General features: G+C 62.6%; 22 protein-coding genes and 1 pseudogene. 8 read left to right on the top strand and 15 right to left on the bottom strand.

What is annotated here, in order from left to right; translation table 11 throughout:
- Window positions 1–58: 58 nt before the first annotated feature.
- The 5 genes from FFR93_RS13675 to speB form a co-directional block, all read right to left on the bottom strand.
- On the bottom strand, window positions 59–856 hold the full coding sequence (locus FFR93_RS13675; RefSeq protein WP_138393617.1) for an ABC transporter permease: 798 nt from the start codon (window positions 854–856) through the stop codon (window positions 59–61).
- Window positions 853–1,710, bottom strand: a complete 858-nt coding sequence (locus tag FFR93_RS13680) for an ABC transporter permease (protein ID WP_138393618.1) — start codon at window positions 1,708–1,710, stop codon at window positions 853–855. Before FFR93_RS13680 ends, FFR93_RS13675 begins: the two co-directional genes overlap by 4 nt.
- Window positions 1,707–2,741, bottom strand: a complete 1,035-nt coding sequence (locus tag FFR93_RS13685) for an ABC transporter ATP-binding protein (protein ID WP_064706565.1) — start codon at window positions 2,739–2,741, stop codon at window positions 1,707–1,709. Before FFR93_RS13685 ends, FFR93_RS13680 begins: the two co-directional genes overlap by 4 nt.
- A gap of 60 nt (window positions 2,742–2,801) precedes the next feature.
- The gene (locus FFR93_RS13690) at window positions 2,802–3,884 is read right to left on the bottom strand and encodes an ABC transporter substrate-binding protein (protein WP_064706564.1); all 1,083 of its coding nucleotides are present in this window, start codon (window positions 3,882–3,884) and stop codon (window positions 2,802–2,804) included.
- Window positions 3,885–3,988: 104 nt separating this feature from the next.
- Window positions 3,989–5,047 (bottom strand): agmatinase, encoded by a 1,059-nt coding sequence (gene speB / locus FFR93_RS13695; RefSeq protein WP_064706563.1) that lies wholly within the window; start codon window positions 5,045–5,047, stop codon window positions 3,989–3,991.
- A gap of 174 nt (window positions 5,048–5,221) precedes the next feature.
- Between speB and FFR93_RS13700 the strand changes: the two are divergent.
- Both FFR93_RS13700 and zwf read left to right on the top strand, forming a co-directional pair.
- Window positions 5,222–6,088 (top strand): annotated as a pseudogene (locus FFR93_RS13700) (LysR substrate-binding domain-containing protein); the annotation flags it as partial.
- A gap of 185 nt (window positions 6,089–6,273) precedes the next feature.
- Window positions 6,274–7,791, top strand: coding sequence for a glucose-6-phosphate dehydrogenase (zwf, locus tag FFR93_RS13705; protein ID WP_138393619.1), 1,518 nt, complete (start codon window positions 6,274–6,276; stop codon window positions 7,789–7,791).
- A gap of 7 nt (window positions 7,792–7,798) precedes the next feature.
- Here zwf and FFR93_RS13710 read toward each other — a convergent pair whose 3' ends face one another.
- From FFR93_RS13710 to FFR93_RS13720, 3 genes are all read right to left on the bottom strand, one after another.
- The gene (locus FFR93_RS13710) at window positions 7,799–8,116 is read right to left on the bottom strand and encodes a hypothetical protein (protein ID WP_138393620.1); all 318 of its coding nucleotides are present in this window, start codon (window positions 8,114–8,116) and stop codon (window positions 7,799–7,801) included.
- 119 nt (window positions 8,117–8,235) lie between these two features.
- A complete protein-coding gene (locus FFR93_RS13715; RefSeq protein ID WP_138393621.1) occupies window positions 8,236–8,691 on the bottom strand; it encodes an NUDIX domain-containing protein in 456 nt (151 codons plus the stop codon).
- A gap of 86 nt (window positions 8,692–8,777) precedes the next feature.
- Window positions 8,778–9,170: a DUF937 domain-containing protein gene (locus FFR93_RS13720; RefSeq protein ID WP_138393622.1), complete on the bottom strand. Its 393-nt coding sequence runs from the start codon at window positions 9,168–9,170 to the stop codon at window positions 8,778–8,780.
- 222 nt (window positions 9,171–9,392) lie between these two features.
- Between FFR93_RS13720 and FFR93_RS13725 the strand changes: the two genes are divergently transcribed.
- Window positions 9,393–10,952 carry a helicase HerA-like C-terminal domain-containing protein gene (locus FFR93_RS13725; protein ID WP_138393623.1) on the top strand — a complete coding sequence of 520 codons (1,560 nt, stop codon included), beginning with the start codon at window positions 9,393–9,395 and terminating at the stop codon, window positions 10,950–10,952.
- A 125-nt stretch (window positions 10,953–11,077) separates the two neighbouring features.
- Here FFR93_RS13725 and FFR93_RS40860 read toward each other — a convergent pair whose 3' ends face one another.
- Window positions 11,078–11,296, bottom strand: a complete 219-nt coding sequence (locus FFR93_RS40860; RefSeq protein WP_171049183.1) for a hypothetical protein — start codon at window positions 11,294–11,296, stop codon at window positions 11,078–11,080.
- On the opposite strand from FFR93_RS40860, the gene FFR93_RS13730 reads away from it, so the two are divergent.
- Window positions 11,283–12,881, top strand: a complete 1,599-nt coding sequence (locus tag FFR93_RS13730; protein ID WP_138393624.1) for an ABC-F family ATP-binding cassette domain-containing protein — start codon at window positions 11,283–11,285, stop codon at window positions 12,879–12,881. The genes FFR93_RS40860 and FFR93_RS13730 overlap by 14 nt on opposite strands.
- A gap of 450 nt (window positions 12,882–13,331) precedes the next feature.
- Window positions 13,332–14,858 carry an ABC-F family ATP-binding cassette domain-containing protein gene (locus FFR93_RS13735; protein ID WP_138393625.1) on the top strand — a complete coding sequence of 509 codons (1,527 nt, stop codon included), beginning with the start codon at window positions 13,332–13,334 and terminating at the stop codon, window positions 14,856–14,858.
- A 139-nt stretch (window positions 14,859–14,997) separates the two neighbouring features.
- Here FFR93_RS13735 and FFR93_RS13740 read toward each other — a convergent pair whose 3' ends face one another.
- From FFR93_RS13740 to FFR93_RS13750, 3 genes are read right to left on the bottom strand one after another with little or no spacing between them, the layout of a single operon-like run.
- On the bottom strand, window positions 14,998–15,777 hold the full coding sequence (locus FFR93_RS13740) for a VOC family protein (RefSeq protein ID WP_138393626.1): 780 nt from the start codon (window positions 15,775–15,777) through the stop codon (window positions 14,998–15,000).
- 49 nt (window positions 15,778–15,826) lie between these two features.
- Entirely contained in the window at window positions 15,827–16,294 is a 468-nt protein-coding gene (locus FFR93_RS13745; RefSeq protein ID WP_064706554.1) for a DUF1579 domain-containing protein, read from the bottom strand.
- Window positions 16,295–16,337: 43 nt separating this feature from the next.
- Window positions 16,338–17,066, bottom strand: coding sequence for a thioredoxin family protein (locus tag FFR93_RS13750; RefSeq protein WP_138393627.1), 729 nt, complete (start codon window positions 17,064–17,066; stop codon window positions 16,338–16,340).
- Window positions 17,067–17,154: 88 nt separating this feature from the next.
- Between FFR93_RS13750 and FFR93_RS13755 the strand changes: the two genes are divergently transcribed.
- Both FFR93_RS13755 and FFR93_RS13760 read left to right on the top strand, forming a co-directional pair.
- Complete coding sequence (locus FFR93_RS13755; protein ID WP_138393628.1) at window positions 17,155–17,676, top strand: MarR family winged helix-turn-helix transcriptional regulator; 522 nt, start codon at window positions 17,155–17,157, stop codon at window positions 17,674–17,676.
- Window positions 17,677–18,072: 396 nt separating this feature from the next.
- Window positions 18,073–19,293 carry a cytochrome P450 gene (locus FFR93_RS13760; protein ID WP_138393629.1) on the top strand — a complete coding sequence of 407 codons (1,221 nt, stop codon included), beginning with the start codon at window positions 18,073–18,075 and terminating at the stop codon, window positions 19,291–19,293.
- A gap of 419 nt (window positions 19,294–19,712) precedes the next feature.
- Here FFR93_RS13760 and FFR93_RS13765 read toward each other — a convergent pair whose 3' ends face one another.
- Complete coding sequence (locus FFR93_RS13765; protein WP_064706550.1) at window positions 19,713–20,135, bottom strand: organic hydroperoxide resistance protein; 423 nt, start codon at window positions 20,133–20,135, stop codon at window positions 19,713–19,715.
- 125 nt (window positions 20,136–20,260) lie between these two features.
- Here FFR93_RS13765 and FFR93_RS13770 point away from each other — a divergent pair, with 125 nt between their 5' ends.
- The gene (locus FFR93_RS13770; RefSeq protein ID WP_138393630.1) at window positions 20,261–20,749 is read left to right on the top strand and encodes a MarR family transcriptional regulator; all 489 of its coding nucleotides are present in this window, start codon (window positions 20,261–20,263) and stop codon (window positions 20,747–20,749) included.
- Between the two features lie 37 nt (window positions 20,750–20,786).
- Here the strand turns inward: FFR93_RS13770 and FFR93_RS13775 are convergent, their stop codons facing one another.
- Both FFR93_RS13775 and rpsU read right to left on the bottom strand, forming a co-directional pair.
- Window positions 20,787–21,023, bottom strand: a complete 237-nt coding sequence (locus FFR93_RS13775) for a hypothetical protein (protein ID WP_064706548.1) — start codon at window positions 21,021–21,023, stop codon at window positions 20,787–20,789.
- A 126-nt stretch (window positions 21,024–21,149) separates the two neighbouring features.
- Window positions 21,150–21,386 carry a 30S ribosomal protein S21 gene (gene rpsU, locus FFR93_RS13780; RefSeq protein ID WP_064706547.1) on the bottom strand — a complete coding sequence of 79 codons (237 nt, stop codon included), beginning with the start codon at window positions 21,384–21,386 and terminating at the stop codon, window positions 21,150–21,152.
- Between the last annotated feature and the right edge of the window lie 14 nt (window positions 21,387–21,400).

A 21,400-nucleotide genomic window follows, 5' to 3' on the forward strand; every position in this document is an offset into this window, starting at 1 on the left:
TCAGGAGAAAAGGACAGCGGAACGCACTGGCGTTCCGTGGCGGGATGGGTTGCCTCGATCACGGTTCGCTTGACGTCATCGCGCCCAGCAGTTTCGGCAGGTCACCGAAGCGCGCGACGAGGCTGAAGACGATCGCTGCCGTCGCCACGAACAGGACCGTCACCGCCGCCATGGTCGGCGTGTAGCCGTAGCGCAGCGAATTGAAGATTTTGATCGGCAGCGTTTCCATCGTGAAACCGACCGTCATGTAGGCAACGATGTATTCGTTGAGCGACAGCACAAAGGCAAAAGCGTAGCCTGACACGATGTACGGCGAAATCAGTGGCAGAACGATGGTTCGGAACACGGTGCGATCGTCGCCGCCCAAGGTCGAGGCGGCCTCTACCAGCGAGCGGTCGATCGCCGAAAAGCCGAGCGAAATGGTCACCAGCGGCAATGTGACGAAGAAGATGGCGTGGCCGATCACCGCCGTCCACGACTGCCCGTAAAATCCGGTCGTGGCCCAGAAAGTCAGCAGGCCGAGCGCCGTGATAACCGGCGGCAATGTAAAGGGCGCCACGCCGAGCAACTGGAAGAGATTGGCCCAGGGCGCGTGGCGGCGCCATAGGAACCAGGCGAGCGGCAAGGCGATCAGCACTGCCAGCGCCGCCGACGACAGCGCGAGCACAAGTGACGCGATCAGCGCGTTGCGCCATTCCATGTCGAGAAATATCTGACCATACCAGCCGGGCGAGAAGCCTTGCGGCGGGAAGGTGAGGCTCTGCCTGGCGTTGACCGACACGCCGGCGACGACGATCAGCGGCAGAGCGAGAAACAGTCCGACGACCCCGAAAAGAACGTTGCGGAGAATAGTCATTTGATCGCCCCTCCTCGGCGGCCAACGAGCAGGGTCAGCGCTACAAGGGCCAGTGTGACCAACACCAGGAAAACCGCCATGGCAGCCGCGAAGGGCATGTTCGATTGATAGATCGCCTGGTCGGTAATGTGCACGGAAAACGTCCAGTGCTGCGGGCGGCCGAGCAGTTGCGGCAACAGATAGGACCCGAGCGCGAAGATGAAGACCATGATCAGCGTGGCGACGATCGTATCGCGCAGTGCAGGCACAACTACGGTGAAGAATGCCTTGACCGGCGAAGCGCCGAGCGTACGCGCGGCCTCCGAAAGCGTCGGATCAAGCCGCACCAGAGCGGGATAGAGGACTAGGACCGTGTAGGGGAAGGCCTGGTAGACCATGCCGGTGACAACGGCCCCGATGCTCGGTGTCAGGGCGACTGCCTGCTCCATGAGGCCGAGCCACACGAACAGGTTGGTGATGCCGGCCGTGCGCGAAAACAGCGTCGACCAGGCGAAACCGATGATTACCTCAGAAAGGGACAGGATCGAAAGGAGTGCGACCAGCCAGACCACCTGGGTGCTCCGCTTCATACGGATGAGCAGATATGTGAAAGGCAGGGCCAGAACGACACACATGACGGCCACCGCAATCGCAAGGATCAGCGAGAAGCTGAGCACCCCGCCAAAGAAGGCAGAGAGGAAGCGGACATAATTGTCGAAGACAAAATCAGGCGTGTAGAAGGCGCCCTGCTGGCGCTTGAAGAAGCTGACGGAAATCATGGTGCCGAAAGGCACGACGAAGAAGACGATCAGCATGATCGCCGGGAAGGCTAGCGGGGCATAGTCGCCAAGCGTCTGGGGGGCTTCGCGTCTCATTTGTCGAGCACCACGCAGTCCCTGTCGGTGAGCGCAATGCCCACCGTCTGGCCAACCGCCACATCGGGGCGCTCGCGCGGCGTCGAGACCGCAATGAACTGCTGACCGCCGACATTGACAAAGGTTTCGACGACGCCGCCGAGATCGCGCACGAAGGTGACCTCGCCCGTCAGTGCACCGGCCTTCGGCGGGCCCAGGCGCACGTCTTCCGGCCGGATCGAGAGCGTGGCGCGCTCGATCCCTGGCGACAGCGACAGGTCGGCGACCGGCTGCCCCAATATGCTGACCGCGCCGCCCTCTCGCCTGGCCTCGACCAGATTTGTCTGGCCAATGAAATCCGCGACGAAGCTGTCTGCCGGTCTGCGATAAATCTCGGTCGGCGACGCCGCCTGGCGTATCTGACCGCCGTTCATGACCACGACCGTATCGGCCATGGTCATCGCCTCGCGCTGATCGTGCGTGACGGCGATCGTGGTGATGCCGAGCCGCTGATGAAGCTGGCGAAGCTCCACCTGCATGGCTTCGCGCAGCTTGGCATCAAGCGCCGACAGCGGCTCGTCGAGCAGAAAGAGTTTTGGCGAAATCGCCAGTGCCCTTGCAATTGCGACGCGCTGCCGCTGGCCTCCGGAAAGTTTCGACACGGCGCGATCAGCGTAGCCTGGCAAATAAATCATCGCCAGCAGCTCTTCGACACGCTTCGCCTGCTCGTCCTTCGGACGGCCGCGAATGCGCAGTGGGTAGGCGATATTCTCGCCTACCGTCAGGTGCGGGAACAGCGCCAGCGACTGGAACACCATGCCAAGTTCACGCTGGTGCGTCGGCGTCCTGGTGATGTCTTTCCCGTTGAGCGTGATGCGGCCCGATGTCGGCAGATCGAGACCTGCGATCATGCGCAGCAAGGTCGTCTTGCCGCAGCCGGAGGGGCCGAGCAGACAGACGAATGCGCCGTGCGGCACCGTCAGGTCGACATTGTCGACGGCGCGAATGACGCTGAAGTCCTTGACGATATTCTGAAGCGTGAGTCCCGACATATGCCTCTTCCCAACCGAAAGGCAGGCCCCTGAACGGGGCCTGCGAAAGCACGATGAGCGTCAGCTGGCGATCATTTCCGTCCACTTCTCGTTCAGCCAGTCGGCCTTGGAGATGTACATGTCGTAGTGTGGAATGATCGGTTCGATGTCGGAAGAAACCGCCGCGAATTCCTTCTCGTTCAGGTCGGTCGTTTCGCGCTTGACCGTTGGCGAGGTGCCCACCTTGCGTGACAGCACGGCCTGGATGGACGGCTGACACATATAATCGATGAAGATATGCGCCTCTTCCGTCTTCTGCGACGCCTTCGACAGCGCCCACGAGCCTGCGTCCTGAATGCCGCCCTCCTTCGGGAAGGTCGAGCGAACGGGTTGGCCGTCCGCGGCGGCGAGGCCGGTCACGTCGTGATAATACTGTCCCATCGGAATTTCACCCGACTTTAGCGCCTGTTCGAACTGCGCCTCGTCGCGATACCACAGGCGGACATTCGGCTTCAGCTCGGCGAGCTTGGCGAAGACCTTGAGGATGTTCTCCTCAGTGTCGAGCGCCTGGGCGCCGCCGAAATAGGTCTTTGCCGTCACGTCGAGCAGGAAGGAGTTGGAGACGAGCGCCAGCAGACCGAGCTTGTCGGCATTGGCCGGGTCCCACAGCGCTGTCCAGCTGGTCGGCGCTTCCTTGTAAACATCGGTGTTGGTGACCAGGGTGATGAACCATGAGACCGCGCCGATGCCGGCGACGCGGCCATCCGGGTATTTGTTGATGAAGCGCTCAAGCAGGTTGCTGGAATTCTTGATCTTGGCGAGGTCGAGCGGAGCCCAGAGCTCTGTGGCCTGACCCTTGCGCATCGACACCTGCGACATCATGGAAACGTCAGCCGGCGCCTGGCCTGCCTTGGCTGCCTGCTGCATCTGCACCAGCCAGGCCTCGCCGGTCGGCTCTGCGACGGATTCGACCGCTATGCCGGTCGCCTTGGTGAACTCCGGAAAGATGTTCTTGTCGAATGAGTCCTTGAAATAGCCGCCATAAACACCGACCTTCAGCGACTTGTCCTGAGCGCGCAGCACATTGGGCATTGCCAACATGGCTACACCAGCACCTATTCCGACGCCGAGCACGGTGCGGCGGTTCATTGTCAATTTCGTCATCGTCTTTCTCCTAACCGATGCGGCACGCCGCTTCCCTCTTTCAATGTATTCGAGGCCTTTGCGGCCTTCTTTTCGTTCCTGGCCTTGAGCTGCGGCCAGGCCCGTCAGGTGGCACGGCGGATTGCCGGGCTGAACGCCATCAGGCTCAATATTTCGAACAGCATCTGCGCGCCGGCATGGGCTGTGTTGGTGGTGGCGTCATACTGGGGCGCGACCTCGACGACATCGCCACCGACCAGGTTCACGCCCTTGAACCCCCGGATGAGCTCCAGCGCCTCGCGGGTGGTGAAGCCGCCGATCTCCGGCGTTCCGGTGCCCGGCGCGAAAGACGGATCGAGGCTGTCGATGTCGAAGGAAAGATAGGTCGGCCCATCGCCGATGACGGCCTTCGCCTTTTCGATGATTGCAGGGATGCCCATTGCCGAGATCTCCTCGGCATGGATCACCGTCATGCCCGAGGCGTAAGAAAACTCCCAGAGATATTCAGCCGAGCCGCGAATGCCGATCTGAATCACGCGCGTCGGGTCGAGCACACCGTCGAGCACGGCGTTGCGGAACGGCCCGCCGTGGTGGAACTTGGTCAGGTCGTAAGCACCGCCGGTATCGCAATGGGCGTCGATATGGATCATGCCGACCGGCCGCTCCTTGCCGACGGCCCTCAGAATCGGATGAGTGATCGAGTGGTCACCGCCTACCGAGAGCGGCAGCACACCTGCGGCAACGATCTGCGCGACGCGTTTTTCGATATCTTCATGCGACAATTCCAGCCGGTAACGGCTCTGAAACGCCACATCGCCAATGTCTGCCACGCGCAGTTCCTGAACCGGCGCGCAGCCGAGCACATGGTTATAAGGCCCGATACGCTCAATGGCGCGCAACGCGCGCGGTCCGAAGCGCGAGCCCGGGCGGTTCGTCACGCCCAGATCCATCGGCACGCCGAGGATCGCGACCTGCAGATCACCGAAATCCGGATTCTCGTTGTCGACCTGCATCAGCGGGGCGGAGAGGAATGTCGGGATTCCCGAATAGGGCGCGAGCCGGGTGCCGCTCTTGTTGAAGATCTTCTCCGCGACCTTGCGGAACTCAGGATGGTGCAGCTCACCGCCGTGGCTGTCGCCATATCTCGCTCGGAGTTCGGAAAGCTTGGTTTCATTCCAGGACATGACGGCCTTCTTGAGGGTGACGATGTTGCGATCAGGATGGCAAATCGGTCCTCGGCTGCAGCTTTGCCGCAGAGGCCGATGGCTTCTCTCAGTGATTGAACGGCAAGCTCGCTGGAAAAGCAATTGATATTAATCTACAGTTTCATGCAAGTTTTTCTCACAGGTCTTTGTCTCATGTCCAGCCGTCTGCCGCCCCTCAATCCGCTACGCGCGTTTGAGGCAACCGCCCGCCATGGATCAGTTTCCGCGGCGGGTCGCGAGTTGAATGTCACCCACGGCGCGATCAGCCATCAGATACGCACATTAGAGGAATCCCTAGGCGTGCGCCTGTTCGAACGGGGCGGCAAATGGCTGAAGCTTACAAGCCAGGGCGCGTTGCTGATGCCGGTCGTTTCCAACGCATTTTCGGACATCGCAGCAGCGAAAGCCGCGATGACCCGGCCCGCGACCGGCGGCACGCTGCGCGTGACCTGTGTTGCGGCAGTACTGTCGCTGTGGCTTATCCCGCGGCTGCAGGAATTCACCGATCAATATCCCGACATCCAGCTCGACCTGCGCGCCTCGAACGACCCGAACAATCTGAGCTCCCCGAATGTCGACCTGTGCATTCTCTACGGCGGCGGCAACTGGCCCAATTATTGGTCGCGCCTGTGGAGCCGGATGGAGCTCTTCCCTGTCGTCAGCCCGGCGCTCATGAACAGGCGTCCACTGCGCTCCCCGCGCGACCTGCGCGACCATATGCTGCTGCACGCCGATCGCGGCAATGAGTGGAACACCTGGCTGACCGCCGCCGGCATTGCGCTGCCGGCGCGCCAGCACATGATGAGCGACGCGCGCCTTTCGATCGAGGCCGCCATGCACGGTCATGGCGTTGCGCTCGGAGACAACATCACCACCGCACATATGATTGCGCGTGGCGAGCTGATCGCGCCATTCGAACTTAGGGTTCCGGCCAACGACGCGGTCTATGTGGCCTGCCGAACGGAGGCTCATGCTACGCCAATCGTTCGCGTCTTCATCGACTGGTTCTATGCTTCGCTCGTCCGCAACTGAGTATGGTCGAGGGGAGCTGGGCTGAGCGCCAAACGGGACATCGCCGCACTCCTTGCAACCTACCTGGCCGCGGCACCCGCGTCGCCGTCAAATGCCTGTTACCCCTCGCCGCCTATGTTGCGGCGAAACCGGCAGGCATTATAGTCGGCCGCACAATCTCGGAGATGAGACACATGCACGCTGCCCCTACCCCGCCGGTCACCCTCGTCATCTTCGGCGCGACGGGCGACCTGACGCGCCGCCTGCTGGTGCCGGCGATCATCAACCTGACGCGCCAGCGCCTCGTCGGTGAGGATCTCAATATCCTCGGCATCGGCATCGAGCCGGGCGACGACGAATTCCTGCGCGGGCGGCTCGATGCCTTTCTCAATCATCTGAACGGCGAGGAACAGACGGAGAAGGACGAGGCCTGGGAGAGCCTGCGCCAACGCATTTCCTATATGTCGGGCGATTTCACCAGGGAGGATGTTTTCGTCGAGATCGGCGAACGGCTGGGACCGAACGCCAATGCCGCCTTCTACCTCGCGGTGCCGCCGTCCTTCTTCGGCACGATCGTCGAGAAACTTGCCGCCCATGGGCTGACCGATGAAAGCGACGGCGTCTTTCGCCGCGTCGCCATCGAGAAGCCGTTCGGCACCGATCTCGCCTCGGCGCGGGCGCTCAATGCGCAAATCCTCGCCCAAGTCGACGAAAGCCAGGTCTACCGGCTCGACCACTTCCTCGGCAAGGAGACGGTGCAGAACCTGATGACGGCGCGTTTCGCCAACATGATCATCGAATCGCTGTGGAACAGCCGCTATATCGACCATGTGCAGATCACCGCCGCCGAGATCGTCGATGTCGGCAGCCGCGGCAAATTCTATGACGCCACAGGCGCGCTGCGCGACATGGTGCCGAACCATCTCTTCCAACTGCTGGCGATGATCGCCATGGAGCCGCCGAACAGCTTCGATGCCGAAGCTATCCGCAATGAGAAGAGCAAAGTGTTGAAGGCCTTGCGCATCTATACGCCCGAGGAGGCAAAGACGCATGGCGTGCGCGGCGCCTATGCGGCCGGCCCGCTCAATGGCGTCGAGCTTCCGGCCTATCGCGACAGCAGGGACGTCTCACCCGACAGCCGGACCGAGACCTTCGTGGCGCTGAAGCTCTATGCCGATACCTGGCGGTGGGCGGGTGTGCCCTTCTACCTCAGAACCGGCAAGGCAATGACGGCGCGCGACACGGAGATCGTCATCACCTTCCAGCCGGTGCCCTTCGCGCAGTTCCGGGAAACCGAGGTCAATCGACGCCTGCCGCCGAACCGGCTGGTGATCCAGGTGCAGCCGGACGAGGGCATGAGCATGGAGATCTCGATCAAGTCGCCGGGGCTTTCGGTCGATACGACGCCGGTGTCGCTCGACTTCCGCTATGCCGACAAATTCGACATTGGCAAGACCACCGGATACGAGTCGCTGCTCTACGACCTCTTCATCGGCGACCAGACGCTGTTCCAGCGCGCTGACGGCATCGAGGCCGGCTGGGCGGCGGTGCAGCCCTTCCTCGACATCTGGAGCAAGGACCCGAGCACGCCCGAAGCTTACGCGCCTGGCAGCATGGGGCCAACCTGCGCCGACGAGCTCATCGAGCGCGACGGACGCAAATGGCATGAACTCGGCGTCATCCTGCACCACGAGAGCAAGAAGGACAAATAGAGCCCGCCTACTGACCTTCGCGGCATGCGGGGCTGACGGAGGCGCCGCTATTGCCGCCCTGCGTGGCAAGCGCGCCGCGTGCCTTGCGCGGCGGGCAGCGCGCCCAGTCGACGGGACCGGCCGGGACACCGTTGTCGATGCTGCCGGTTTCGATCGAGTCGAGCGGGATGATCAGCCCGCTTTGCGTCTCGGCGCCCGGCGCGGTGCCGAGCGGCGGCGTGCCATCGATCCGGCCGCTGGCATCCATGCCCATGTTCGACTGGGCCAGAACCGGGGCGGAGAGGCTGAGGAGAGCGATCGACGTTGCTGCAATGAACCTGCGCATGATGCTGTTCCTTCTGGTGTCGGCGATGCAACAGAAACAGCGATCCTGCGCCCCTTGTTCCCTATGGAGCGAGTACGGACGATCAAAGTTTGGCGAGCAGAACAAAACCGTCCTTGGGCTCAATCACGCCAGCGCGACAGCACCGTCTCGAGACCCGTGGGATAGAGTTCAAGGGCGGTGTCCCGCAGCATGTCGCGGCCGAACCAGCGTGCCGTCGCCGCCGTCTCATCCAGCTCGCAATAGCGGATCTCATCGCACTCGTAGAGGGTTTTATCCGCCAGTTCGATATCGGCCGCGAAGATGAATTCGTGGCCGAGTGCGCCATGGTGTTCGAAGATGTTTTCGAGAAGATGCCAGGGGCCGACGATGCGGATTTCCGTCCCGAGCTCCTCCCGGATTTCGCGGTGCAGGGCCCGTTCGCGTGTCTCGCCGAATTCGATCGAGCCGCCGAGCGGCCGGACACCCTTGATGCGGCCGTTGTCATCTTCCACTTCCGCGGCTAGCAGCCGGTTCTCCCGCCAGGCAAGGCCGATCACTTTCACCCTGATCTGCTGCGGCGGGCGCCAGACGGTCATGCAGTTCATCCATCTTGAGAGCTCAGGGAGCGACAAAAGTAAAGCCCCGCAGCGTTGCCACGGGGCTCTTGCCGTTCTGTCGTCGTTCAGACGAACTGGCTGAGGCCGGGGACGGAGGCGACGACTTCGTCGACAAGCTCTTCGCCAGCATATTGCTTGGCGATCGCGATGGTCTCCTTGGCGAGCGAGGTGATCTCGCCCATGCCGAGGCCCTCGCCCATCAGCTGCTGGCCGAGCCCCATGATGCCGCCACCGCCGAGCGAAGTCATCAATCCGCCGAGCAGGCCGCCGCCGCCCTCACCTGCGCCATTGAACTGGGCGACGAGATCGGCGCCGCCGGGAATTGCTTCGATCATCCGCGCGACCGGGCCGTCAGCGGCCTCGCGCTGCAAGAAGCCGAGCATCATGCCGAGCGCCTTCTCCGCCTGCTCCGGGGCAATACCCACGCGATCGGCGATTTCAGTCACAATTTCATTCATCGTCAGCCTCCTGTCATTTTGACGTTAACGTCAACGTTAGTCGAGATTCGAGCGCAACTCAAGCCAGGGTTACCACGAGGCTTTCATCCGCTTTTGCTTCCGAGACAGACAGTTGTCCGCATCCGGCTGCCTGCTTATAACAGGGAAACGATGGTTCGATGAAGGCGGCGTAAGGCCAGGCCTTCTCAGCAAATGGCGGCAGAGCCGAAGGGAGCACTGGGGATGATCGAGGACGGCAGGATTTTCATCGGCGCGAGCCGCAATCCCGACGACAGCATCAACAAGCCGGAATATCTCGACCTGAAATTCGGCAATCGCCACGGCCTCGTCACCGGCGCCACCGGCACCGGCAAGACGGTGACGCTGCAGGTGCTGGCGGAAGGCTTTTCCCGGGCCGGCGTGCCGGTCTTTGCGGCCGACATCAAGGGCGATCTGTCCGGCATCGCCGCCAGGGGCGAGCCCAAGGACTTCCTCACCAAGCGGGCCGAACAGATCGGTTTTGCCGATTATGAGTTCGACCAGTTCCCGGTGATTTTCTGGGATCTGTTCGGGCAGAAGGGCCACCGGGTGCGCACCACCGTCGCCGAGATGGGGCCGCTGCTGCTCGCCCGGCTGATGGATGCCTCCGAGCCGCAGGAAGGCGTCATCAACATCGCCTTCAAGATCGCCGACGAAGCCGGGCTGCCGCTGCTCGACCTCAAGGATTTCACCTCGCTCCTGAATTATATGGGCGAGAACGCCTCCGAGCTCTCCAGCCAGTACGGCCTGATCTCCAGGGCCTCGGTCGGCTCGATCCAGCGGGCGCTGCTCGTGCTCGAACAGCAGGGTGCCGAGCATTTCTTCGGTGAGCCGGCGCTGAAGATTTCCGACATCATGCGCACCAGCAACAATGGCTACGGCCAGATCTCGGTGCTTGCCGCCGACAAGCTGATGATGAATCCGCGCCTTTACGCCACTTTCCTGCTCTGGCTGCTGTCGGAACTGTTCGAGGAACTGCCTGAAGTGGGCGATCCGGAAAAGCCGAAGCTCGTCTTCTTCTTCGACGAAGCCCATTTGCTCTTCAACGACGCGCCGAAGGTGCTGATCGAACGGGTCGAGCAGGTGGTGCGGCTGATCCGCTCCAAGGGTGTCGGCGTCTATTTCGTGACGCAGAACCCGCTCGACGTGCCGGAAACGGTGCTCGCCCAGCTCGGCAACCGCGTCCAGCATGCGCTGCGCGCCTATTCGCCGCGAGAACAGAAGGCGGTGAAGACGGCCGCCGAGACATTCCGCCCGAACCCGGCCTTCGACTGCGCCGCCGTCATCACCAATCTCGGCACCGGCGAGGCGCTAGTCTCGACGCTGGAGGCCAAGGGCGCGCCGTCGATCGTCGAGCGCACGCTGATCCGCCCGCCGTCCGGCCGCGTCGGCCCACTGACCGATGGCGAGCGCCAGCAGGTGATGGACAAGAGCCCCGTTCTCGGCGCCTATGACGAGGACGTCGACCGCGAATCCGCCTTCGAAATGCTGACGGCGCGCGCCAAAAAGGCGGCTGAAGCCGAGGCCGCCAAGCGGGCGCAGGCAGAAGCGGCAGAGCAGCCGGGCACGACCTCCGGCTGGAGCCTGCCGGGCTTCGGCGGCGATGAGGACAACCGCCCGGGCCGTGGCCAATCGCGCGGCAGGTCTTCCGGCTACCAGCGCGAAACGGTGATGGAGGCGGCGATGAAGAGCGTCGCCCGAACGGTCGCCACCCAGGTCGGCCGGGCACTGGTGCGCGGGATCCTGGGGAGCTTGAAGCGGTAGGTTCGGCGGTCTTGCAGAGCCACGGGTCTCCGCCTCTCCCATCGGTCCTCCGCAGGCATGGCTACATGCCTCGCCCTCTCCGTTCACTTCGTTCTGGTATGACATGTCCCCTCTCGCCCCGCTTTTCAAGGGGAGAGGGTTGGGGTGAGAGGTAATCTCAGGACGAAGCCGGCCGAGAAACCGGGCGGCAAGTTCGCCACTTTATCTTGAACCTTCGGCGTTTCTTCCCTAAATTGCCCGCCAAAGACCATTTCAACAGGATGTGTGCCGCAATGGATTTCAACCCGATCGCAATGCCAGTTCGCCTTGCCAACGGGGAAATCCATATCCTTGCCTGCATCCATCACTCTCTCGCAAATTTCCTGGGCCACGCCTGACGGGCGCCCGCTTTTTTCCGATCTCGATCTCAGTTTCGGCAGGGACCGCAGCGGTCTTGTCGGGCGCAACGGCGTCGGCAAGACGACGCTTCTGAAACTTGTCTCCGGCGATATCCGGCCGCATTCCGGGTCGGTATCGATCAACGGCAGCCTCGGGGTGCTGCGGCAGAGCGTTCAGGTCGCGGCCGAAGAGACCATCGCCGATCTCTTCGGCGTGACCGGGCTGCTTGCGCTTCTTCGTCGCGCCGAAGCCGGCGAGGCAACGGCCGACGAGCTTGCCTCGGCGGACTGGACGCTGGAGGCGCGCCTCGCAGCCGCGCTCAACCGGACGGGGCTCGACGCGGAGCCGCAGACGCCGCTTGCCGCACTCTCCGGCGGGCAGCGCACCCGCGCCGCGCTTGCCGCACTTATCTTCAGCGAGCCGGATTTCCTGCTGCTCGACGAACCCACGAACAATCTCGACCGCGAAGGCCGCGAGGCGGTGATCGCGCTGATTTCAGGCTGGCGGGCCGGCGCGGTCATCGTCAGCCATGACCGGGAATTGCTCGAAAGCGTCGATCAGATTGTCGAGCTGACGTCGCTTGGCACGACGCGCTACGGCGGCAACTGGAGCCATTACCGCGAGCGTAAGGCTCTTGAGCTTGCCGCCGCACAGCATGATCTTGCCGATGCCGAAAGACGCATGGCGGAGGTTGCCAGGAAAGCGCAGGCGAATGTGGAGCGTCAGGCACACAGGGATAGCGCCGGGCGGAAGATGGCCGCCAAGGGCGGCATCCCGCGCATCATGCTCGGCGGCATGAAGGAGCGGAGCGAAACCACAGGGGGCGACAGTGCGCGTCTTGCCGAACGAAGGCGCGCCCAGGCCCTTGAAGAGACCAAGGCGGCGCGCGAGAAGATCGAGATCCTCCAGCCATTGTCGGTGAGCTTGCCGGCGACGGGGCTGCCGGCCAGCAAGATCGTGCTGAAGTTCGACGGTGTGACGGCAGGCTATCAGCCTGATGAACCCGTCATCTCAGACCTCTCCTTCGACGTGACGGGTCCGGAACGCATCGCCATTACCGGGCCCAACGGCTCGGGCAAGACGACGCTGCTCGCGCTGATCACCGGCGAGCTCAAGGCGTGGGCCGGCACGGTCGCCGTGATGACCGGTTTCGCGATGCTCGACCAGAAGGTCGGCCTTCTCGATCCATCGGCCTCCATCAGGGACAATTTCCGCCGGATCAATCCGCAAGCCGATGAAAACACCTGCCGGGCCGCGCTTGCCCGCTTCATGTTCAGGGCCGATGCGGCGCTGCAGACGGTTTCGAGCCTCAGCGGCGGTCAATTGCTGCGCGCCGGCCTTGCCTGCACGCTCGGAGCCGCACCGCCGCCGCTGCTGATCCTTGACGAGCCGACCAATCATCTCGACATCGACTCGATATCGGCGGTCGAGGCGGGTCTCAGCGCCTATGACGGGGCGCTGATGGTCGTCAGCCATGACGAGACGTTTCTCGAAAATATCGGCATAACGCGGCGGCTGGAATTGCGGAGCGGCGGTGGTCCGGCGGGGTGATTTCCGGATAACGGTAGCGCCTTCCGCCGGTAGCACCTGACGCCGACACACCCGCCTCGTCCTTCGAGGCCCTTGCGGGGCCACCTCAGGATGGGGCTCTCGTGAGAGCCGAGCGTGGCGCCATCCCAAATCGGCGTGCCTGCGCCTCCCTTGCCTCTTTTTGCGGGCAATGGTATTCCCATCCTGCAACCTTTTCGAGAAAGGAGGATCACGTCATGCAGTATTATTTCCGGCATCATCGCCAGCGTGGTCCCGTCGACGCCCTGCAAATGCGTTTGCAGGGCTGACCAGAGACGCTTTTACATCTCTTCCTGGTCTGCCCTTCGTGGCCGATGCGCCGCCGTCAGATGACTGCGCGCATTCCTCTCATTCCCGGGCCCGAAAGACGCAATCCGTGATGGCCTGATGCCACCGATTGCGCCTACCCCCGGTCAGGACCAGAGAACGAACATGACCCTCATCAATATCCGCAATCTCGGCGTGGCGCTGGGCAATCCGCTGTTTTCCAACCTCAATCTCGTCGTCAATTCAGGCGACCGCATCGGCCTCGTCGCCGCCAACGGGCGCGGGAAATCCACCCTGCTTGCCTGCATTACCGGCGCGCTGGAGCCGAGCGAGGGCGAGATCACCAGGGCGCGCGGGCTCACGATCGGCCATGTCGCGCAGGATGTGCCGGCCGCACTTTCCGACACGCCATTCCATGATGCGGTGCTGCAGGCGCTGCCGGCCGATCAGGCCGAAAGCGAGAGCTGGCGCGTCGACGTCGTGCTGGAATCGCTCGAGGTGCCGGAGGCGATGCGCGGCCGGCCGGTGAAGCAATTGAGCGGCGGCTGGCAGCGGCTCGCCATGATTGCCCGCTGCTGGGTGACCGAGCCCGACGTGCTTCTGCTCGACGAGCCGACCAACCATCTCGACCTCGAAAAGATCGCGCAACTGGAATGCTGGCTGAATGCGCTGCCGCGCGACGTGCCGGTCATCCTATCCAGCCACGACCGCGCCTTCCTCGATGCGACGACCAACCGGACGCTGTTCCTGCGGCCGGAGCAATCGCCGGTCTTTGCGCTCCCCTATAGCAGGGCACGCGCCGCCCTCGACGAGATCGACGCCTCGGAGGCACGCCGGTACGAGCGCGACATGAAGGCGGCGGAGCAGCTGCGCAAGCAGGCCGCCAAACTCAATAATATCGGCGTCAATTCCGGCAGCGACCTGCTCGTCGTCAAGACGAAGCAACTGAAGCAGCGGGCGGAGAAGCTGGAGGATGCGGCAAGACCGGCGCACCTCGAACGTTCGGCCGGCGCCATCCGCCTGTCCAACCGCGGCACGCATGCCAAAGTGCTGGTCACATTGGAAGACGCGGCGGTGACGACTCCGGATGGGACGCTGCTGTTCAGAACCGGCCGGCAGTTCATCTGCCAGGGCGACAGAATCGTGCTCCTCGGCCTCAACGGCGCCGGCAAGTCACGGCTGGTATCGATGCTGAAACAGGCGATCGAGAAGACGGAAATGGCGCAGGACGGCATCAAGGCGACGCCCTCGCTGGTTCTCGGCTATGGCGACCAGGCGCTTGCCGATCTTGCCGACAAGGATACGCCGATCGGCACGATCATCCGCCGCTTCGATGTCGGCGACCAGCGGGCGCGGGCACTGCTCGCCGGCGCCGGCATGACTATCGACATGCAGGGAAGACCGATCGGCCAGCTTTCCGGCGGCCAGAAGGCGCGGCTCGGAATGCTGGTGCTGCGGCTGACGGAGCCGAACTTATATCTGCTCGATGAGCCCACCAACCACCTCGATATCGAGGGGCAGGAAGCGCTGGAGAACGAATTGACTGCGCATGAGGCGAGCTGCCTACTGGTATCGCACGACCGCAGTTTCGTGCGGACGGTCGGCAACCGCTTCTGGCTGATCGAAAGGAAGCGGCTGGTGGAGGTGGAGAGCCCGGAGGGGTTCTTTGCTTCTGTGGGATCGCGGGGATGATGGGTGTCTGGCACTGCCCCTCACCCTAGCCCTACCGCGGTCGAGCCATTGGTTCCGACCCGTGGCTCGACCTCCGTCGGTGGCGGCAGCCGGATGAGGGCTGGCCACACGATGCACCGTCAACGACACACCGAAAACATTACCGCTTCGGCGCCACCAGGCAGAAGAAGGCGCCCTGGGGGTCCGTGGCCTGAATGATCCAGCTGCCGCCGGGGACCTCCATCGGGCCGTTGACGACCTTGCCGCCGCCCGAGGTGACGCGTTCGATCGCAGCGTCAAGCGCCGGCACGATGAAGTAGTAGCACCAGAAGGGCATCGGCATGCTGTCCGGCTTGGTCATCATGCCGCCGGTCTGTCGGCCGTTATGGGCGAAGAGGTAATAGACACCCATCGGCCCCATATCCATCTCGCTGTCCTTCGTCCAGCCGAAGAGCTTGGTGTAGAAGGCAAGCGCATCTTTGCCGTTGCCGGCATAGAGTTCGTGCCAGCCGATGTTGCCGGGCGCGTCGGGGGCGAGTTCCGGCCAGGTCTGTTCCATCGGCGCCGGCGTCATGATGCAGATGACGGCACCATCCGGATCGGCGACGACGGCGAAACGGCCGATGGTCGGGATATCCTGCGGCGGCCGGCGGACCGCGCCGCCATTGGCGGCGAAATCCCTTGCCGTCTGATCGACATCGTCGACGCCGACATAACCCGTCCAGTTCGGCGGAATGCCCTGGCCTTCAAGCTCGGCGGGAAACTCCATCAGACCGGCGACGCCGATGCCGTTCGCCTCGAAGACCGTGTAGGTCGGCATGCCCTCCACCTTCATTTCCGAGGTGGTCCAGCCGACGACGGAACTGTAGAATTTCGCGGCGGCCGAGGTGTCGGGGGTCATCAGCTCACACCAGATGAACTTTCCATGCGTCTTGGACATCACTCTCTCCCTCTTCTGACGCCTTTCGCTGCGTAGGGCGCCCTGATTGTCAGATTTTGCGGGTGTAATGCGCTTCCATGAACTGCTTCCAGGAGCCGTCGGCCTGCTTGGCGCTGGAGGTGAAAGTGCGGCGATGGTCATCGATGAAGGTGATCCGCTCGCGGTAGTCGGCGAGGCCCTCGCCGTTGAAGTCGGGTCCCGTCGTATAGAGGTCGAGCACATTGCCGGAGGCGTCGACCTCGCCCTCATAGACCCACATATAATCCATCATGCTGCCGATCCAGCTGCCGACATACTTGCCTTTCTCGGCGTTGTAACCGAGCGTCAGGATCGTGGTGGCCTGCTTGCCATCCGGCATGGGGCCGGTTCCTTCGGCGACGAACCAGATGCCGTGCAGCGAACGGACGGTCTCCGTCCAGTCCTTGCCGTCGGACATTTCGGGAGCGGTGACGCTCCAGTCGCCGACCAATCTCTCCAAAAAGGAATGCTCCTTCAGCACTTCGGCGGTCTTCATCATCCTCTTCTCCCTTCGAATGACGATATTCCAGACATTTGAATGCTCAGTGACAGCAGGACTGCGCCTTGGCGGCATCCTCATATTCGTCATGCCGGCGGACGAAATCCATTATGGCCCCCTCGTTGCGGCCCTTCGGCGCGCGGTCGAGGATCATCAGAGTGCCGATCAGTTCTTCCGGGCCGCGGGCGTAGCTCGAATAGGTATGAAAGATCTCGCCCTTGTCATTGCGGTAGAAGGCGCTGAGGCCAGGCAGTTCGTCATGGGCCTCGGCCGGCTCGATGGCAGTGAAGTTATAGAAGACCTTGTCTTTGGCAAGATCCTCCTGGCTGAAAGAAACGTGATAGTCGAAATTGAAATCGCTGCCGAAGGACGAGACCCATGGAAATTTCCAGCCCATGCGCCTCTTGTAGGCGGCGATCTTGTGGAGCGGCGCACGGGAAACGGCGACCCAGGTGACGTCGTGGTTGTTGAGATGCGGCAGGGCGCCATCCACATGATCAGACAGGAAGGAGCAGCCGGTGCAGCCGGCCTCCCAGTCCGGCCCAAGCATGAAATGATAGATCAGCAGCTGGCTGCGACCATCGAAGAGATCGGCGAGCGATTTCCTGCCTTCGGGCGTGTCAAAGATGTAATCCTTGTCGACCTTCACCCAGGGCAGCGCCATGCGCTCGGCGTTGATACTGTCGCGCAGCCTCGTCGCCTCCTTTTCCTTCAAGAGCAGGGCGCGGCGGGCCTCAAGCCATTTCTCGCGGGAAACAACCTCATTCTGCATGGGATGCGCCCTCCTCCGGCGCCTGCCGGTGAAGCCGGCTCATCTCCTTCTCCTTGACTAATTACATTGATATCAATAGAAAATAGTCATGTCAAATTCGATCGAGATTCCCTTTTCCACGACGCTGATGGTGCGCGACACCTGCCTCTGCCTGCATGTGCAGCGGGCGGCGCGAGCGCTTGCCCGGCTGTTCGACGATGCGCTGCGGCCGGCCGGGCTTACCAACGGACAGTTTTCGCTGATGATGTCACTGAACCGGCCGGAACCGCCGCCGATGGGGCCGGTCGCCGCCCTGCTCGCCATGGACCAGACGACGCTGACGGCGGCGCTGAAGCCGTTACAGCGCAAGGGCTGGGTGGTGGTAATGGAGAACCCCAGGGACCGGCGCGGCCGGCTGCTCAGCCTTACCGCCGAAGGCAAGGCCGCACTGGCGCGGGCGCTGCCGATCTGGGAGAGCACGCATGCCGTTCTCGACCGCACGCTGCCGGACGGCGGCGCGGCGCGGCTCCGGCAGGACCTGCAGGCGCTGTCGGGGGTGACGGTGGAAACGCCGAAACGGTCTGGGTCATCCCGCCGCCCACTTCGAAGCGGGCGTACTATGGGGGCATAAGGCGAGCTGGAGTGATCCGCCGCTGTTCAAACTTGCATGCTGATACCCGGGTAAGCCCCACGGCTCATCGATTTGTGGCGAGGACGGCCCCTTACCCCGGGATGGACATTGAGGATTCCAATCGCTTGATCACTGCCACAGGACACCGTGTTGAACACGGAGGTCTGAGCGATTAGCAGTGGACAAGATTGCATGCCTGTTGTCCGGCAAGGCTGGTGATCCGGGCTCGAACAGCCGTTTTTGCTGGAGGAAGCGGCCACCGCAGGATTTTCTCGAACTCCTGTCGCCGTTCATGTACATCTCCTGCGCGGGTTCCCATTTACCCTACTATGCTCCTACCGGGCGGAATGACGAGAATCGCAATGGTTCTTCAAGGAAACTCTCGGAGTGACATGCATGGCCGAGCCGCATGATTTCGATGTCCTGTCGCCGCATTTCCACGCGAATCCGTTCCCCACGCTCGACCGCATGCGAGCCGAGGGCGCTGTTGTTCGCATGAAGTTGCCGATCCTCGGCCGCACGAGGTTCACAGTCACACATGACGCCTGTGCAGCACTGTTGAAGGATTCCGAGAGCTTCGCGCGCGACCCGGCCAATGCGGGGAGCAGGACCCAGGCGCGAATCCTGAAGTGCCTCCCGAGAACGATCGGCCTTCTGGCATTGAACATGATCGGCTACGACGACCCCGAGCACCGCCGTCTGCGCGGTCTCGTCGACCAAGCATTCCAGCGTCGATCGATTGAGGCCATGAAGCCGATGATCACGCATATCGCCGATCGGCTCCTCGATCGGATGGAGGGAAAGAGGGAGGTCGATCTCATGTCCGAGTTCTGCCGGGACCTGCCGCTTTCAGTGATCTGCGCGGTGCTCGGCCTGCCGGAGCAGGATCACGATCACTTCAAGAGTTGGCTCGGCGGTCTGAAGGACACTGCCAATGTCGGCGCCATCATCCGTGCCATTCCCGGCGTTGTTCGTGCGGTGCGTTATCTTCGCCGCGTCTCGCGACCGGGAGGTGGAGCCTTGTCTGACGGCCTAGTTGCCGCATTGTGCGATGCCGACATGGATGGGCTGAGGCTCAGTGAGGACGAACTTGTCTCGATGATCTTCCTGCTCTTCGGAGCTGGGCAGGAAACCACCACGCATCTGATTGCCGGCGGCCTTTTCACACTGCTGTCGCACGAGGATGAACGGCTACGGCTGCAGAATGATCCAAGCCTGATGCCGACCTGCGTCGAGGAATGCCTGCGCTACGTCTCGCCGGTGCAGATGACCAAGCCGCGCTTCGCCAGACGCGACATGAATTGGCAGGGACAGCAATTTCGTCGTGGTGACATGATTGCCGCTTTTATCGCCGCGGCCAATTGCGATCCTGCCAAGTTCGAGAACCCGCACCGTTTCGACATCACGCGCCACCCGAATCCGCATCTCTCCTTCGGTACCGGAGTGCATTTCTGCCTCGGCTTCCAACTCGCACGGGTAGAGGCCGCAATCGCGTTCGAACGTATCCTTACGCGCTTTCCAAGCTTGAGCCTGAATGGCAACCCAGCAAACATCAGGTGGCGCAAGCGCCTTGGGATTCGCGCCCTGGCACACCTGCCCGTGGAGATGGCGGCGTGAAGATAGCTCATGGATCGGCTGGAATCGGGTGGTGGGCTGATCGTGACCGAGTCCTGACGCACCACCCCGTGCGCAATCGCTGCAGGGAAAAAGCGGGGGCATAATCGTCGCTGACAGGATGGCGAAATCCGCTGCCTTCGACCTCGGCGTAAGGCGTGACGGCGGGTGCCTGCAACCATGGTCAGCCTTAATGTGCGAAGGCCCGACCGAGCCGCGGGCCTCAACCCGTCCTGTGGATCCCTGTCTGACGGGGCGAGAGGACTGCCATGGCGAGGGGGACGGTGTGGTCTCTGCCAGTTCCCATCGCCCCCCGCAAGCGGAGATCCGAAGATCGGGTTGAGACGAGTGGCTCAACCCAGCAAGGTATCGGCAGGCGGACGAGGGGCCGCCTCACCGATCTTCCGTGGTCGTTACTCCAATCAGGCGACGGTGACCGGAACTTCGGTCGAGGTGCGCATGGCGTGGCTGTAGGGGCAGACGATATGGGCCGCGGCTGCGAGCTTTTCGGCAGTTTCACGGTCAAGACCGGGAATATTGACGGAGAGCGCCACTTCGATGCCGAAGCCGGTGCCGTCCTCGCGCGGGCCGATGCCGACCTTGGCGGAGACTGTCGTCTCTTCCGGAATCTTGACCTTCTGCTGGCCTGCGACAAATTTCAGGGCACCGAGGAAACAGGCGGAGTAGCCGGCAGCGAAAAGCTGTTCGGGATTTGTGCCGGTTGCGCCGTCGCCGCCAAGTTCCTTGGGAACGGTCAGCGTCACGTCCAGAACGCCGTTTTCGGAAACGGCGCGGCCGGCGCGGCCGCCGGTGGCAGAGGCTTTTGTCGTATAGAGAATAGGCATGACGATCTCCTTTAGTTGGCCCTTCTATCGGGTTGGATTTTTATTATCGCACAATTAAATTGCACGCAAGTGAATTTTGCGAATTGCGTTTCGCAGGTGGTAAGAGGACAATCACAACCTCGGGGATGACGGATATGAAAGCGCAGACAGCAAAGACAATGGAGATACCTGAGGAGGAGAAGCGGCTGGAAAAGCAGCTGTGCTTTGCGGTTTATGCGACGGCGCATGCCTTCACCCGTGCCTACAAACCGATCCTCGACAGGGTGGGCCTCACCTACCCGCAATATCTCGTGATGCTGGTGCTGTGGGAACGCAGCGCCCTGCCGGTGAAGACGATCGGCGAGCAGCTGGATCTCGATTCCGGCACGCTGTCGCCGCTACTGAAGCGGCTGGAACATGGCGGGCTGATCAAACGCATCCGCGATCTGCGCGACGAGCGGCAGGTGATCGTGTCGCTGACGCCAAAGGGCGAAGCGATGAAAGGAGACGTCGATACGATCATGACGGCGATCGGGAAAGCCGCCGGCTGCACGCTCGAGGAAATGGCCGAGATGCGTGACATGCTGCATCGACTGCGGACCAATCTCGGGCGGGCGGGAGCGGCCGACGGTTGAAAGCCCCTGCCCCAGACCCATTGGGGCTATGGCGGGATCAAGAGCGCCGCTTGGCGACCTTCGCAGTTGAGCGCCGCTTTTTTGGAGGCGCAGGTGAGGCTTCCGCTTCCTCGGCGGCCTGCTGCAGACGCAACGCCCGCAGCTTCTCCGTCTTCTTGTCGCGGGCTGACGCCTCGGCCGCGATGATGGCGCGCGCCGTGTGATCGGTCGCTTCCGCCTTGTCGCGGGGCGAGAGTTTGGCGGGGTTGAAGAATTCTCCCTTCGTGGCGGTCATGTGCCCCTTTCTCAGGTCGTGGCGGCTTTTGATCCATTCTCTATGCATTAAGAGGCCGAAAATGGCCCCGAAAGCCGTGGTTCCCGGCTGGCGGTTTGCGCCAGCGACCGTGATCCACGTTTGGAATCAGCGGGCGCGGAGCGCCTTTTTCGGCGCCGGCAACAGCCCTTCGCGCTGCAGCTTCTTGCGGGCAAGCTTGCGCTGGCGGCGAACGGCCTCCCCCTTTTCGCGGGCACGCTTCTCCGACGGCTTCTCATAGGCGCTGCGGGCTTTCATTTCCCGGAACAGGCCTTCGCGCTGCATCTTTTTCTTAAGCACGCGCAACGCCTGATCGACATTATTATCCCTGACGAGTACCTGCAAACGAATATCCTTCC

This window comes from Rhizobium sp. MHM7A (assembly GCF_005862215.1).
Taxonomy (GTDB): Bacteria; Pseudomonadota; Alphaproteobacteria; order Rhizobiales; family Rhizobiaceae; genus Rhizobium; species Rhizobium bangladeshense.

What these genes read in the sequence shown, in the direction of transcription:
- FFR93_RS13675 (WP_138393617.1), bottom strand. Translation starts at nt 856, where the DNA reads ATGACTATTCTCCGCAACGTTCTTTTCGGGGTCGTCGGACTGTTTCTC.
- FFR93_RS13680 (WP_138393618.1), bottom strand. Translation starts at nt 1,710, where the DNA reads ATGAGACGCGAAGCCCCCCAGACGCTTGGCGACTATGCCCCGCTAGCC.
- FFR93_RS13685 (WP_064706565.1), bottom strand. Translation starts at nt 2,741, where the DNA reads ATGTCGGGACTCACGCTTCAGAATATCGTCAAGGACTTCAGCGTCATT.
- FFR93_RS13690 (WP_064706564.1), bottom strand. Translation starts at nt 3,884, where the DNA reads ATGACGAAATTGACAATGAACCGCCGCACCGTGCTCGGCGTCGGAATA.
- speB (WP_064706563.1), bottom strand. Translation starts at nt 5,047, where the DNA reads ATGTCCTGGAATGAAACCAAGCTTTCCGAACTCCGAGCGAGATATGGC.
- zwf (WP_138393619.1), top strand. Translation starts at nt 6,274, where the DNA reads ATGCACGCTGCCCCTACCCCGCCGGTCACCCTCGTCATCTTCGGCGCG.
- FFR93_RS13710 (WP_138393620.1), bottom strand. Translation starts at nt 8,116, where the DNA reads ATGCGCAGGTTCATTGCAGCAACGTCGATCGCTCTCCTCAGCCTCTCC.
- FFR93_RS13715 (WP_138393621.1), bottom strand. Translation starts at nt 8,691, where the DNA reads ATGACCGTCTGGCGCCCGCCGCAGCAGATCAGGGTGAAAGTGATCGGC.
- FFR93_RS13720 (WP_138393622.1), bottom strand. Translation starts at nt 9,170, where the DNA reads ATGAATGAAATTGTGACTGAAATCGCCGATCGCGTGGGTATTGCCCCG.
- FFR93_RS13725 (WP_138393623.1), top strand. Translation starts at nt 9,393, where the DNA reads ATGATCGAGGACGGCAGGATTTTCATCGGCGCGAGCCGCAATCCCGAC.
- FFR93_RS40860 (WP_171049183.1), bottom strand. Translation starts at nt 11,296, where the DNA reads ATGGATGCAGGCAAGGATATGGATTTCCCCGTTGGCAAGGCGAACTGG.
- FFR93_RS13735 (WP_138393625.1), top strand. Translation starts at nt 13,332, where the DNA reads ATGACCCTCATCAATATCCGCAATCTCGGCGTGGCGCTGGGCAATCCG.
- FFR93_RS13740 (WP_138393626.1), bottom strand. Translation starts at nt 15,777, where the DNA reads ATGTCCAAGACGCATGGAAAGTTCATCTGGTGTGAGCTGATGACCCCC.
- FFR93_RS13745 (WP_064706554.1), bottom strand. Translation starts at nt 16,294, where the DNA reads ATGATGAAGACCGCCGAAGTGCTGAAGGAGCATTCCTTTTTGGAGAGA.
- FFR93_RS13750 (WP_138393627.1), bottom strand. Translation starts at nt 17,066, where the DNA reads ATGCAGAATGAGGTTGTTTCCCGCGAGAAATGGCTTGAGGCCCGCCGC.
- FFR93_RS13755 (WP_138393628.1), top strand. Translation starts at nt 17,155, where the DNA reads ATGTCAAATTCGATCGAGATTCCCTTTTCCACGACGCTGATGGTGCGC.
- FFR93_RS13760 (WP_138393629.1), top strand. Translation starts at nt 18,073, where the DNA reads ATGGCCGAGCCGCATGATTTCGATGTCCTGTCGCCGCATTTCCACGCG.
- FFR93_RS13765 (WP_064706550.1), bottom strand. Translation starts at nt 20,135, where the DNA reads ATGCCTATTCTCTATACGACAAAAGCCTCTGCCACCGGCGGCCGCGCC.
- FFR93_RS13770 (WP_138393630.1), top strand. Translation starts at nt 20,261, where the DNA reads ATGACGGATATGAAAGCGCAGACAGCAAAGACAATGGAGATACCTGAG.
- FFR93_RS13775 (WP_064706548.1), bottom strand. Translation starts at nt 21,023, where the DNA reads ATGACCGCCACGAAGGGAGAATTCTTCAACCCCGCCAAACTCTCGCCC.